Here is a 13,687-nt window from a genome sequence, read left to right as displayed (position 1 = left end):
GGGAGTGGCATGGCGGAGGGAACAGCGGCGTCCCGCACCGACGGACCGGAGTGGTGGCGGGTGTGCCGTACGTTCGCGCGGGAGGTCATGGAGCCGCAGGCCCGCGCGCTCGACGAGGCGGCGGAGTTCCCGTTCGCCGTACATGAACGGGCGGCGGCCGAGGGCCTGCTCACCGCCCCCTTCCCCGAGGAGGTGGGAGGCGCCGGGCTGACGAGCGAGGAGTTCACCGACGGGGTCGGTGAACTGGCCGCGGTCTGCGCGCCGATGACCTGGACGATGGTGTTCAACCGCGGCGCGCTGCACCCGGTGCTGGACGCCGGGACCCCGGAGCAGAAGGAACTGTTCGTCACCGGCCTCCTCCGCCGTGGCGGCTACGCGGCCCTGGCCCTGACCGAACCCGACAAGGGCTCCAACCTCCTCGCCGCCCGCACCCGCGCGGTCCGTACGGACTCCGGCTGGCTGCTCAACGGTGCCAAGTGCATGACGGGGAACGGCACGGTCGCCGAGGTGTTCATGGTCCTCGTCGACACCGTGGTGAACTCCCGCCGACGCGGCCTGTCCCTCTTCGCCGTCCCGCGCGACGCCCCCGGTGTGACGGTGGGCGAGAACATCACGAAGGCCGCCTTCCGCTGCCTGCCCACACCTCCGGTCGCCTTCCGGGACGTCCCTCTCGAACCGGTGTCCCTGATCGGCGGGGTGGGCGACGGCGAACACCTCCTCGGCCGACTGCTCGCCACCATCCGCCTCGGCGGCGCCGCCTGCGGCACGGGCCTGGTGACGGCGCTGCTCCGCGACGCCGTGAAGTGGGTCGGTGAGCGCCGCGTCTATCCGGACGAGCGGATGGACACCCTCAGCCATGTCCAGCTGACCCTCGGCCGCCTCCACGTCGAACTGTCCGCCGCCCGCGCGCTTCTGAGGGACGCGGCGCGGCTGGCGGACCGGGGCCTGCCGTTCGCCCGCGAGAGCGCGATGGCGAAGTACTACGCCACGGACCTGGCCGTACGCGCCTCCAACGAGATCCTCCAACTCTACGGATGGCGCGGCATCGCCGCCGACCACGGAGTGGAGAAGCGCTGGCGCGACGCACGGGCCCTGACCATCTACGAGGGGTCCAGCGAGGTCCAGCTGCTGACGGTGTTCCGGGAACTGCGGCGGGGGGTGGTGAGCGGGGAGGGGGTGTGAGCGGGTGGCGCTGGGGACGGCATGCCCGCCGTGGCGTCGGCTGCGGCGGGACCGGATCAGTGTGCGGGCGGGGTGCCCGTGGCGCGCTGGGCCGGGCTGATCGTGCACTGCGCCCGGCCGCAGTCGGGCAAGGAGGAGTGGACGGAGCGGGCTCTTCGCCCGGCGACGGGCTCCTCGTCCGGCGACCTGTCGCGGCATACCCCTCGGCTCAGTCCTGGACCGTCGGTCCGATGGGTCCGGGAGGCGGATCGAACGCCGCGGTCAACAACTCCTCGATCCGGCGCGACAGACTCGACTGACTCTGCCCCTGCCCCTGTTCTTGTCCCCGGCCCTGATCCCGGCTGCGAGGCCGGGCGGCCAGATAGTCGTCGCCCCGCCGATACACCACCACCTGCGGCAACGTGCCCTCGGCGCCGGGGAAATAGGCGTGTGAGCCGTCCTCGGCCACCACCGTCAGACCGATGCGCAGCGCCCGCGCGATGGCACCAGCGGTGGCCGGGAGTGCCAGCGGCAGGTCCGTGATGCCCGCCGTCCGCACGGCATCGTGCAGGCCGTGCGCGTCCCCGTCCGGGGGTACCAGGTCGTACACAGTGACCCGTCCGCCGGGGTCCAGCGCGGTCAGGGTGCGGTGGTCGGCGGCGGCGTCGTAGCGGCGTACGCCGGGCTCCTGGTTGCCCGCGTCCTGCCACGGGGGGCGGTGGTGTGCGGGGTCCTGGCCGGTGCCGGGAGGCGTCGGGTGGGGGCCTGCCGTCCTGGCCGGTGTCTCAGTCGGCCGACTCCGTGCCGCCGCCCCGCTGATCGTCGCGATGCCCGGCCGCCCCGGCGGTGGCTCCGCGGCGCCGGACGGGGGGAACGTCACCCGGTCGGGGCGGGGTGTGGCGCCCAGCAGGCGGCGGCCGTCCGGGGTGGCGTTCAGCCAGTGCCAGCGGGTGAGCCGGTCGGTGGACTCGCGGACCTGGGCGTAGACGTCGGCGAGATGCTCCGCGCGGGTCCGCAGGACGTCCAGCCGACCGGCGAACGCCTCCCGGCGGGCCTCGGCGTCGGCGAGGGCAGTGCGGGCGGTGACCGTCTCCTCGGCGGGGGCGTCGGCGGTGAGTTCGCCGAGAGCCCGCCGGGCCGACTCCACCGCGCCGTCGTGGTCGGCGCCCTGACCGCGCCGCAGATCCCAGTACGCCTTGTCGGCGGCGCTCCACGCCTTGTCCGCCTCGGTCACCGCGTGCCACGCGGCGGACGCCTCCGGCGGGAAGCCCTGGGCGTCGATCAGCCCCAGCGAGCGGGCGATGTCCTCCCGCACCCAGGCGAGCACGGTGGTGCCCGCTTCCCACGTCTGGGGCCCGCGCCGGGGATCACCGAAGACCGTGCGGGCGACCGCGCTGCCCCGCACATGGTGGTGGACGGACGCCACGGCCTGCCAGGTGGTGGGGATGGCGAAGAGGAAGGAGCGGGACGGGTTCGGCTTGACGTTGACCGACGACAGCCGGTCGCCGGTCGCGGCCAGCGCGTCGGAGTCGGCCGAGGAGTCGCCGGGTCCGGCCGCGCCCATCTGATTGGTGCCGGTGCCCTGGGCGGTGACCAGCGGACCGCCGCCGATGGAGGACTGGTTCGCGGCCAGCCGGGAGACGGACATCCCGCCGCCGTGCATGTCCCGCCGCGGTGCCTCGTGCTTCATCGCGTCCGCGATGGTGAGCAGTTCGGCGCGGCGCAGGTCCGGCCGGGAGTACAGCCGCAGTTCGCCGTCCGCGCCGCCGAAGAACCCACGGTGGGTCAGACCGGGCACCTGGTAGCCCTCGGCGGTCAGGGTGCGGTCGTAGAACGCTGTGAGGGCGCCGTTGCTGAGGGCGTCCGCCAGGTTCTGCGCCGGACCGCCGCCGTGCCGGGTCAGCGGGGTGTTGCGCGCCCGGTCCAGCAGTGCCGCGTCCGTCTCCCCGGCGGTCGGGAACGCGGTGTCGTACGCGGCGGCCAGGGCCAGGGTCGCGGTCGCGTGCACCTCGTCGAGGCCGGTGATCCGGCGGACCTTGAAACCGTCCTCCGGCAGGGTGAACGCCCGCGCGCTGTCACCGTCGGCCGGGTGCGGACGGGAACCGGCGGTGCCCGGCACGACCGCCCTGCGGGGAGGGACGGGTGGCGGCAACCGGGGCGGGGCCAGCGGACCGGGCTCCACGGGCCCGCTCGGATCCGCCGGGTCCGGTCGCATGAGGCTCAGCGGGTAGTGCCCGACCAGGTCGCCGGCCTCGCCCTCGGAGACGATGGCGGTACCGCCGTCGATCTCGGCGGTGAGCCGCAGCCGGTAGCGGGTGACGTACTCGCCGTGGGCCTGGGTGGTGGTGGCGGTGGCGATGGTGACGCGGCCCTCGGAATGGCTCTGGGTGGTGTTGCGCTGGGTGACACCCACCTCCGACCAGGTGGGACCGGCGGCACGTGCCACGGGATCACCGGTGTGCACGGCGACCGACGCCGTGGTGCCGACACTGCTGCCGGAGGTCCGGTTGCGGCTCTCCTGGACGATCTCCACGGCCTGCCGGTGCTCCTCCAGCTCCACGCTGTGGCCCAGCCCGCCGAACCCCGGCCCGCTCCCGCCGGGTTCACTGCGGTTGCCGCTCGCGCTGAGTCGGCTGCGGTTCCGGCTCCCGCCGGGTTCGCTCCGATTGCTGTTCCCGCGGGGTTCGCTCCGGTTGTCGCGTGCGCTGGGTTCGCCGGGTTCGCTTCCGCCGTCCAGCGAGCCGCCCGGCCCCGGTACGGCGATCAGCTCCGCCCGCACCCGCACCCTGCGGTGCCCGATCCACACCCCGGCCCACTGCGCGCCCCACCGGCCGATCCGTGCGGGCGCCGACAGGCCGGGCCCGGTCTGCTCCCCGCCCAGTGCGCGGGCCACCCGGCCCGACACCAGCCGGTGGATGAGATCCCGGTCCATGCTGGTCAGCCCCAGCGGACTCAGCCTGCGGTCGAAGTCACTGACCACCGACGCGGTGTCCAGCGAGCCGACCGGGAAGCCGCCGAAGGAGTGCCCGAGCAGCCAGGGCTGCGGCGACCAGGACCGGTCGCGGTACAGCGGAACGTCCCCGTAGGAGTCCCGCAGCACCCCGAGCCGGTAGGCGCTCTTCTCCGGGAGGTGCCCCACCCAGCCGCCCGGCACCAGCACCCTGCGCCCGGCCGCGCCCGCCAGCGCGGCCGGGACATGGCGATGCCGGGTCGCGTCGGCGCCGACCACGCTGGAGGCGGCGGCGATCTCGTGCAGCACGTCCCCGGACACCAGGACCTGACGGCCCATGTCCTTGCGATTGATCTCGGACAGCGCGGTACGGGTGACGGACACTCCCGCCGACCGGTCGAGCCGGTACGGACTCACGACCAGGCCGTATGTGCCCAGGGCGCCCGGCCGTCCGCCGTGCGCGGTCTGGAACACCATCTGGCCGCCCACGGACACCGTACTCGTCCGGGTGGAACGGCCACTCGTGGTGAGAGCGCCGCCGATCGTCGTCTCCGTGTCGATCGGCACCCCCCGGGTCAGGGCGACCAGACTGGTGGGCACCAGCCGAGTGCGGTGTGCCACCACCGACGTACGGTCCAGGTACGGCAGCTTCGCCCACAGCCCGGACGCCCGCCAGCCCGTCGACAGGGAACTCTGGTCGAAGTTCGCCGTCAGGTACGGGCCCTGGAACACCCGCAGCACCGCGTCGTGCACCGGCGCCCCCTGGCGGGTGAGCTGCCACGAGCCGCCGGACGCCGACGCGAGCACGTCCTCCACGGCACGGGTGAGCACCGGGTCCGCGACCACCGAGAGCGTCAGCAGCGGATGGCGCTGGTGCTCCGGGGCCCTGCGCCGCAGCCCGTCGGCCAGCGAACGCTCCGCCAGCGCGAGATTCAGCGCCTCCCGTCGGCGCATCTCACCCACCCGCACCCGGGTCGAGGGCGCGGGCTGTCCGGGCCGAGCCGCCTCGGACGGCTGCCCGCCGGGTGCCCCGGTCGGCGCGTGCTCGACCGGCACGCTCAGCACCACTTCGCCGATCACCGCCCCGCGCGCGGACCCCTCGTTCCCCGCTACCCGCCTGGTCGCCTCGTTCCCCGGCCCCGGCCCGGACGCCTCGCTCACCACCCCCCGCCCCGAGGTCTCACTCCCCGCCCCCCGCCCGGACGCCTCACCCACCACCCCCCGCCCAGACGCCTCACTTCCCGCCCCCCGCCCCGACCCTTCCCTCCCCGCCCCGGCGTCCGGGCCGAGCAAGGTGGTCTCCGGCTCCGACACCACGAACGGCTGGGTGCCGAGCACATTCAGCAGCAGTGCGCCCCGCAGCATGCCGCGCAGCCGCCAGAAGCCGCCCCGCTTGGCGGTCAGGGTCAGGTCGTAGCGGTACAGGTGCGAACCCTTGGTCCCGATCGCCAGCGCCTCGTGCGTCGCCGAGGGGCCGTAGCCGCTCTCCGACTCCTTGCGCCAGGAGAACGTCACCCCCGCCGAGGCCGTGCCGCTGCGCAGCGGCGCCCCGATGTCGTCGGTGGCCGTGTCCCGCCCCGACAGCAGACCCTCCACACCCAGGTGCAGACCGCGCGCCCCGGTCTGCTGCCCGCCCAGACTCTCGCTGCCCGGGGCGCTCTGACGCAGCCGCAGATCCTGGCGGGTCCCCTCGTACCGCCGTCCCGTCAGCCGCGCGTCCACCCACACATAGCGGCGCTCCCGGGTGGCGTGGCCGGAGCCGAACAGGGCGATCCGCAGGCCCGTGGTGGTCATCGTCTCCAGGTTGCCCGCCATGCTCTGGTGGCTGAGGGTGTTGAGGATCTCCAGGGTGTTGTTGAGGACCAGTTGGAAGTGGTCGGCGTCGCGCCAGCGCGGATCGCCCGGGTTCAGCTCGGCGGGCCGCGCCACCAGATCCGGGTAGGCGTCCGCCACGGCCCGCAGCACCCGGTCGGCGAAGTCCTCGGGCAGTGTCCGCCGCTGTCCGTCGTCCCCGGTCCGCAGCCGCTCCCCGCCCGCGAAGGAGAACTCCTCGACCCGGCTCATCCCGAGTGTCGCGGGCCGGTCCACACTCAGATACGGCGGAACGGCGGGTTCGGGCCCGGCATCGCCGGCCGACGAGGGCGGCTCCAGCCCGGCCAGCCTGCGCGCCTCGGCCAGCGGCAGCCGCTCCAGGCTCCAGGTGTCGAAGGTCCGTGAGCGCGGCGGCTCGCTCCACCGCTCGGGCGGGTTCTTGCGCAGCCGCCCCGGCCGCTGCCCCTCGCGTGCCTGGCCGGGGCGGGCCGCCCGGGTGTCCGGCGGCGCGGTGACCGTGACCCGTTTCTGGACCAGGTACAGGCCGGTGGTCTCGCCCTTGATCTGCGCGGCCGTGCGGATCGCGCCGGTGCCGCCGGTCGCGTAGGAACGGGTCGACGAGGCCCCGTAGCGGGCCTGGGCGCCCACCAGCAGCCGCAGGTCCAGCAGGTCGCCCAGCAGACCGAAGAACTGGAACGACGGCCCGCCCGAGACGGTCACCTCGGCACCGCGGGACTTCGTGACCACGCGTTCGTTGCGGATCGTGCTCTGGAGGATGTCCCGCACCTCCGCCGCCTTCGTCGCGTCGATCAGCACCGCCCGGCCGGGGGTGACCCGCACCGAGAACACCCCGATCGGATCGCGCCCGGCGTCGTCCCGGAACAGCGGTGGTGTGGTGACCGGCCCGGTGGCCAGCGTCCGCGCCATGCGGTGGAAGCCCTCGGTGGAGAAGAAGTCGCTCAGCTGCGACGCGGCGATACCGTCGGCGCTGACCCGTGCCTGCGCCACCGCCCAGTCCCGGACATGCGCCAGCGGCCCGTACCCCTCGCTCGTCATCATCCGGTAGTGGGTGCCGGGTCCCAGGTCCATAGATTCCGGCAGCCCCTGACGCACCGCTTCTGGCTGCGGGGTGGTGACACTGTCAGCCAGCCGTACGAGGAGCCCGTTGCGCACGGCGAATCCGAACCGGGCCAGGGGCTTTACGGCGCGGTCCGGTCGGCCGTCCCCGTCGGTCACCTCGAACGCGTACCAGACGTGGGTGAGATGGGCGTGCGAGCCGTCCGTGGTGCGGGTCTCGTTCTGCGCGGCCACCACGTTCTGCATGGTGTACTGCACCCGTTTGCCCTTGGTGAGCTGCGCGGACAGCCGCACCCAACCGGTGAGGGCCTGCCGGGCCGGGCCCAGTGGCAGGCTCGGCAGCAGGGACGTGGCCGTGCTCTGCACCGAGTTCACCCCGGTGCCCCGGGTGTCCCGCACCATCGTGTCGAGCTTCACGGGGTTGGCGTAGCCGAACGCGAAGCGCTCCCAGCGCTCGTACGGCCGCGCGGTGACCGTCAGGATCCGGGTCGGCCCGTCCACCGTGTCGTACACGAACCGCTGACCGTCGCCGAAGAAGTTCTGCGGGGTCCGTTCGAGCCGCTGCCGTACGTCGTCCAGCAGGCCGTCGCCGGTCAGGAAGCCGGTGCGCGAGGGGACCGGGCGCACGTCCGGCACCGCGCCCAGCCGGACCGCCAGCTCGTCCACGACCGACTCGACGCCGCGCAGCACCCGGTCCGACTGACCGAAGGAGTACGAGCCCTGCCGCACGGGCTCCGGCAGGAACGACAGCAGCGACCCCATACCGCCCATGTAGAGCGGCAGCCGCGTCCCGTCGGTGAACCGCACCGGCCGCGCGACCAGTTCGGGGGGACCGAGGGTCCGGTCCAGCCGGGGCGGGCGCCGCTGGTCGAGATCCTGGCCGATCCAGGCGGGCGGCGGCGGGGGCGGTGCCTCGGACCCGCTCTCGCCGGGACCGAGCCGGGAAGGCCCGGCCGTCTCGACGCCGACGTGCCGGTACGGCGTCCGGGCGTCCGGGTGGGACGAGGTCCGGGCCCCGGTGCCGCTGTCGGCTCCGGTCCGGTCGAGGACAGTGGGTACGGGGGTGCCGGTCCGCGGATGCGGATGTGGATGTGGATGCGCCAGGGACGGGGAATGGGACGGGGAATGGGACTGGGACTGGGACTGGGACGTGCCACCGCCCTGGTGGAAGCGGGTGGGACGGGTACCGAACTCCTCACGCAGCCGCAGCGAAAGCTCCTGCGCCCGTACCAGGGGCGGGCGGGGGTCCGCCGAGTGGTGGTACAGCTCACGGGCGATCAGCGCGGCGAAGGCGTCGTGCAAGTCCAGGTATGACTGTTCCTCGGCGGACAGATCGAGGCGGGTGGGCGGTGGCGGCTGGTGGGTGCCGTCCATGATCTCCTGCGCCTGCCGGGTCCAGCCTTCGCTGACCGCGGGCGGCAGCTTGCCCAGCCGGCCGTTGGCCTCGTCGAAACGCGCCCGCCATCGGTTCACCAGGGCCTCGTCCACGGTGGGGTAGCGCGTGGCGGACGCCCAGCGGCCGTCGGCGCCGCGCACGGAGACCTCGGGCCGGGGCGAGGTGCCCGGGGAACCGGAGGAGAGGCCGGGCGGGAGGCCGGAGGGCTGATCGGCGTGCCGACCGGAGGAAGGAGCGGCGGAAGGCCCGGCGGGCAGGTCGACTTGGGTGCCGTCCCGGACAGGGGCCGTGGGTTCGGGCGCGGGTTGCGTGTTTCCCGAGGGCGGGGCGGCGGAGGTGGACCGGACATGGCCTATGTCGCTGGAACCGGCCGCTGCCGGATTCACCTGGATCTGCTCCGCCCCGGGTGTCACCCGCCAGCCGTCCGCACCGGCCAGCAGACGCCCCAAGGGCACGGGCCCGTCCGGGAGATGACCCGGAGGCGGCAGCAGTTCACGCGTGGGCTGGCGGAGCCCTGTCCTCTCGTCCGACGGGGGCCCGCTCTCGCTCTCGCTCCCGCCCTCGCCGGGCAGCGCGCGCAGTGGCGGCTTCGGCTCCGGGATCAGACGCAGCTCACGCTGGTATTGTCCGCCGCTGGCTTCGGGGGCGGTGTTTTCGTTGTCGTACTGTCCGTCACCGGCTTCCGGGGCGGTGCTCTCGTTGTCGTGGAGCCCGTCACCGGCTTCACGGGCGGCGCTCTCGCTGTCGTACGGCCCGCCGTCGGGCGTCCGGTGGTGGACGGCCTCGTCGAGCACCAGCGTGGCACCGGAGACGTGCACGGCCAGAACCGTTGCGTACGGGTGGCCGCCGTCCGGCAGATGGCCGCCGTCCGGCAGCTCGCCCGGTGGGAAGGAGGATCCGGACGCGGTCCCCAGCGCCGTGCCGCCCTGCCGCGCGGGTGGGTCGGCGGCGGTACCGGGGGCTTCGATGGTGGCCGTGTCCATGGAGGTGTCCGTGCCCGCGACGACGGACAGGGCGCCGGGTACGACCAGGCCGCCGGATATGACGAGGTCGCCGGGTACGACCAGGGCATCGGGTACGACCAGCCCGTCGGGGGAGAGGACGACGGCACGGGCGGCGGCAGCGGTGCCGGGACGGTCAGGGAGGTTGGCGGGGGGTTCCTCGGTGATGCGGCGGTCGGCGGGAGCCCGCGTATCGACCCAGCGGGGTCCCTCGTCCGTGAGGTGCAGGGCGTAGCCGTGGTCCGGGCCGGCGGAGTGCTGGGTGAGGATCAGCGCGGTGGAGCCGGGACCGGCCCGGTGCAGGGCGTCGGTCAGCGACTGCCAGGATGCGACCGGCTGCCAGCCGGAGCCGGGAAGGGATGAGTGCGCGGCGTCACGAGGGTCGGCGTCGGGGCCGTCCCCGGTCACGGCCGCCCGCGCACCGCCGCCTGCGGGGGTGTCCGTCGCGTCCGTGATGGGCTGCGGGTACAGCTCCAGCGCCAGCAGTTCCAGCGGAACGAGGCCATCGGGCAACGTCGATAGCCCTACGGCCCGCACGTCGGCACGCTCCACGGCTAGGTGCAGAGTGCCCGGGGCGCGCTGCCCGGCGTTGTCCGTGTGGCGGGGAGCCCGAGTGACGTCGGGGGCGTTCTCCTCCCGCGTCGGATCGGGCCGGGACGGGGGCGGTGCCGGGGACGCGACCCGGTCGGTGCCGGGTGGGGAAGCGGCGGGCGGCGGCGGTGGGGCGAGCAGCTTGAGCACATCCTGGAAGGCTTCCTTGACGCGTCTGCCGGTGGTCTCGCCGCCGAACTCCATACCCCGGCTGAGCCGGTCCCCGACCACGCTGGAGACAAAGGTGCCGGAGCCGGTCTCCAGTTCCTGGGTGGTGATCCCGTTGTAGACGAGTTCGGAGGCGCTGCCGTGCACGCCCGCCATCAGGCCGGTGCTGAAGTGGCTGCCGAACTTGTGGCCCCAGTCGGGGGCCAGGGCCCGGCTCACGTCGGACGACAGCGCCCGCCGTATCCCGTCCCCGGGCGGGAAGCCCTTGGCCAGCACGGTGTCGAGGGTGTCCGACAGGCGCTTGGTGCCCGCGTGGTGAAGGTCGTCCAGCAGTGTGCCCGCCCACTCCCGGCCCAGGTCGCGGGTCGCAACGCCGTCGGGGAAGTCCCCGAATCGGCGGGCGAACAGCTCACCCGCGCCGTGTGTGAACGCCTCACGGCTGGCGGCGTCGAGGGTCCGGCCGCGGGCCAGGTGGTCCACGATCCGGGTGACTCCGCCCGCCGCCGGGTCGTCGGCGTTCTTCCCGAACACCGTCCCCATGACACCCAGCAGATCCCTGGCGGTACGCTGCCCGAACCCCTTCCACAGCCCTCGGGCGAACGCGCCCGCGAGCGGTGACACGAACGGCGACAACGCCCCCTGTACCGCCCCGAACGCCACCGCCTGCCGCAGATAGTCCCCGCCGTGCCCCGTGTGCCTGCCTTCCCGGGCCAGCGACCAGCGCACGAGCAGATCCATGGCCGCCCCCACCCCGATGTTGGTGAGCTGGTGCGCGGCGAGTGTCGCGAGCAGCCGGAACAGGGCGCTGCGCAGGACCAGTTGGAACCATGACCGCAGAAACGTCTGTCTGATCAGTGCGCCGGCCGGGTTGAAGACCGCCATGACCAGCGTCAGCGCCCACTCGAACACGAACATGATCAACTGCGCGATGATCATCCGGTTCGTGTACTCGACCTGATAGGCGGCCTCGTTCGCGAAACGCGCCACCTCCTGGCTCGCCTGCTTCAACTGCTCCAGCGCGTCACCGCCGCTGCTCGACGCCAGTGTCCGGATCGCCGCCACGAAGGCCGCGTCCCACTCCCCGGTCGCGTTCGCCGACACCTGCCGCGAGATCTGGGCCACCAACTCCTGGAACCGCTCCAGCACCTTCCCCAGATCCTCGTGCGGCTGCTGTAGATCGGTACGGATCCGCAGCGGACTGGCGTCCGGCATCTCCTCGCCCGTGAGAACGAGGAAGAGCCCGTTGAGCGCGTCGGATGCCATGGCTGTCAGCGCCGGTTCCGGTTGCCGCCGTGGATCTCGTCGAGCGCGGTGCTCTGCTGGTCGGTGAAGCTGTCGGCGGTGGACGTGACCAGCTCACTGAGCCGCAGAATGGCGGTGAAGAGCTGGTCGACGGTGTCCGAAATCTGATTCTGCATCGGGATGTAGGTCGACAGGATCTCCTGGACCGTCCTGTCGCTCGGATCGCCGATGGTCGGCCGCTGCGGGTACTGCCGGGACCGGTCGTCGTACGCACTGTGCCCGGTACGGGTGAGCTGAGCCAGCGCGTCGAAGTTCCTGCCGCCCATCCTGATACCGCTCGGCGTCGCGGCGAAGGTGCTGCTCTCGGGCATGTCGGTTACCTCGATCCGTGTTCAGCGGGCCACCCGACCCCAGCCGGGGCTTGCACGACCCCTGCGGACCGCCGACGGCCGGACCACCGAGGCGGGCTGCCATCGGCCACCCCGAAGACCGTCCCGCAGAGCGTTCCGAAGACCGTCCCGCAGAGCGTTCCGGACTGCGTCCCGCAGCGCGTTCCCGTCCGCGGAACACCGTTGATCCCGGGGGCGAAACCACGTCACCACCGAAGTAGGTGCAGTGGGCATCCCGGCCACATCCGACACGTGAATAGATCTTGAACGAGGCTGTCGGCGATTCGGTGCGGCGGGGCAGGCACGGGCCCGACACGTCGAGCGGACGTTGGAGCAGCGCGACCCGCATGCTCTTGTCCATCGACCGGCGTGTGCCCGTTCCCGCAGTGCCCTCTACCCTGGTCTGTCGCAGCGATGGGCCCGGCGCGGCCTCGGGAAGCCGGGTCACGGCCCGGTCGTCCCCCGGTCCACGGGCGGTGCCTCCGATAACGTCCGCGTCCAGCGGCGCCGTACGAGCGCTGCTGAGCCGGACACTCCGCAGTGCGCCGACCTGACCGAGGTCGCCCCGGGGCGTCGCTGTGTCAGCCTGGAGAAGCTGGCGCCGTGTCCCGCCGTGAGCGGACTCGGTGGTATGGGTGCGGGCGCGGGTGCGGAGCTGATCGTCCCGAGCCTGCCCGCCTCGCCGACGGACGGGGCTTGACCAGCGCTGGCGGTCGGCGGGCCGGACGGGTCGAGGAACTGCTGGAGGCTCACCCTCTCTCGCAGCTCATGACGTTGATGCCAGGAGCCGACGTTCTGTGCGCCATGTTCTGTGACGGGGCCCTCTACGGACCGCGGCCGTCGGCCTCAGTCACCTGACCTGCACGTTGTCTGCGAGGAGAACGATTCGATCGGCCTCGACGTCGAAGCCGAGCACTTGATGGCCGGAGTCGCCTTCCGGGTCCATCAGCACGGGCTTGCCCAGCAGACGCCCGATCTCCCGAAGGAATCCGCAGAACACATCGAGCCGATCCTGGCCCTGCAACTCCCGCAGGTCGATGTCGAAGTCGACTTCATCGTCGGCATGGAAACGGAAGATCGCCAATATGTCGGCTGTCGGCCAGACCCGCAGGTCCGGGCAATCGGCATCCGCCGGGCGGGACAGTACTGCTTCCGCCCGGGGCACCGGTAGCACCATCCCTCCCTCGGAGGACTGACATGTCCAGCCCTTCTCCGAGACAAGACCGAGGACCGCCTGCCAGTCCTCCACCGAGGCATCCGGGACACGCACATCCGGGTACGCCCCCATCACGTCCGGGTCGAAGAAGCACTTCACGTCAGCCCACAGCAGATCGGCCACCCCGCCGTGCTGCCCTGGCTCACCACCGGAGCGCGGCGCGATAGCGGTCCGAGGCGTCACCGCCGTCACTCACGCACGCACGACTGCATCTAGCGACCAAAGGATGAGCGCGAGGCCGGGACGGGCAGACAGCTGCGGCCGACTGGCTGTCAGCAGGCGAACGTGACCCACTGGTGCGAGCGCAGATATGCGGGGCCGATGTTGCCCGCCCATCCTTGCCCCATGCATCCGTTGTAGGAGGTGTGATTCACGCCGTGGTAGAAGGCGACCGCGGTGAAGGCGGTGGAAGTTCCGTGGTTGTACACCGAGCGAGCCGGACTGGTCAGGGCCCAGGAACAGGTGATGGCCCCTGACGCCCAGTCGGAGTCGGCGTTGCTCCAGTTGCACCGAGAGCCGGTGCCGCCGGTGCCGGTGTAGAAACACACGTTGCCGCTGGGACAGTCCGAGTACGCGGCTGTCGCCGCATTGGCTGACGCGGGCGGCACGACAACGGCGAGGCCGGCAAAGGCGACACCGGTCAGTACGAGGCGAAATCCGCGCGCGCGTTTCATGCTCTTCATG

Annotated in this window: 5 protein-coding genes; 1 reads left to right on the top strand and 4 read right to left on the bottom strand. The window is 72.8% G+C overall.

The window, feature by feature from the left end:
* Positions 1 to 9: 9 nt before the first annotated feature.
* Entirely contained in the window at positions 10 to 1,182 is a 1,173-nt protein-coding gene (locus ABZX40_RS30440; protein ID WP_355735546.1) for an acyl-CoA dehydrogenase family protein, read from the top strand.
* 208 nt (positions 1,183 to 1,390) lie between these two features.
* Here ABZX40_RS30440 and ABZX40_RS30435 read toward each other — a convergent pair whose 3' ends face one another.
* From ABZX40_RS30435 to ABZX40_RS30420, 4 genes are all read right to left on the bottom strand, one after another.
* Positions 1,391 to 11,419, bottom strand: a complete 10,029-nt coding sequence (locus tag ABZX40_RS30435) for a hypothetical protein (protein WP_355735548.1) — start codon at positions 11,417 to 11,419, stop codon at positions 1,391 to 1,393.
* Between the two features lie 5 nt (positions 11,420 to 11,424).
* The gene (locus tag ABZX40_RS30430; protein WP_355735550.1) at positions 11,425 to 11,769 is read right to left on the bottom strand and encodes a hypothetical protein; all 345 of its coding nucleotides are present in this window, start codon (positions 11,767 to 11,769) and stop codon (positions 11,425 to 11,427) included.
* 868 nt (positions 11,770 to 12,637) lie between these two features.
* Positions 12,638 to 13,126 (bottom strand): hypothetical protein, encoded by a 489-nt coding sequence (locus tag ABZX40_RS30425; protein WP_355735553.1) that lies wholly within the window; start codon positions 13,124 to 13,126, stop codon positions 12,638 to 12,640.
* A gap of 149 nt (positions 13,127 to 13,275) precedes the next feature.
* Complete coding sequence (locus ABZX40_RS30420; RefSeq protein WP_355735556.1) at positions 13,276 to 13,686, bottom strand: peptidase inhibitor family I36 protein; 411 nt, start codon at positions 13,684 to 13,686, stop codon at positions 13,276 to 13,278.
* Between the last annotated feature and the right edge of the window lies 1 nt (position 13,687).

The organism is Streptomyces sp. NPDC004610 (assembly GCF_040609715.1).
GTDB lineage: Bacteria > Actinomycetota > Actinomycetes > Streptomycetales > Streptomycetaceae > Streptomyces.
This window is presented reverse-complemented; position numbering and strand designations above follow the sequence as displayed.

What these genes read in the sequence shown, in the direction of transcription:
- ABZX40_RS30440 (WP_355735546.1), top strand. Translation starts at nt 10, where the DNA reads ATGGCGGAGGGAACAGCGGCGTCCCGCACCGACGGACCGGAGTGGTGG.
- ABZX40_RS30435 (WP_355735548.1), bottom strand. Translation starts at nt 11,419, where the DNA reads ATGGCATCCGACGCGCTCAACGGGCTCTTCCTCGTTCTCACGGGCGAG.
- ABZX40_RS30420 (WP_355735556.1), bottom strand. Translation starts at nt 13,686, where the DNA reads ATGAAGAGCATGAAACGCGCGCGCGGATTTCGCCTCGTACTGACCGGT.
- ABZX40_RS30430 (WP_355735550.1), bottom strand. Translation starts at nt 11,769, where the DNA reads ATGCCCGAGAGCAGCACCTTCGCCGCGACGCCGAGCGGTATCAGGATG.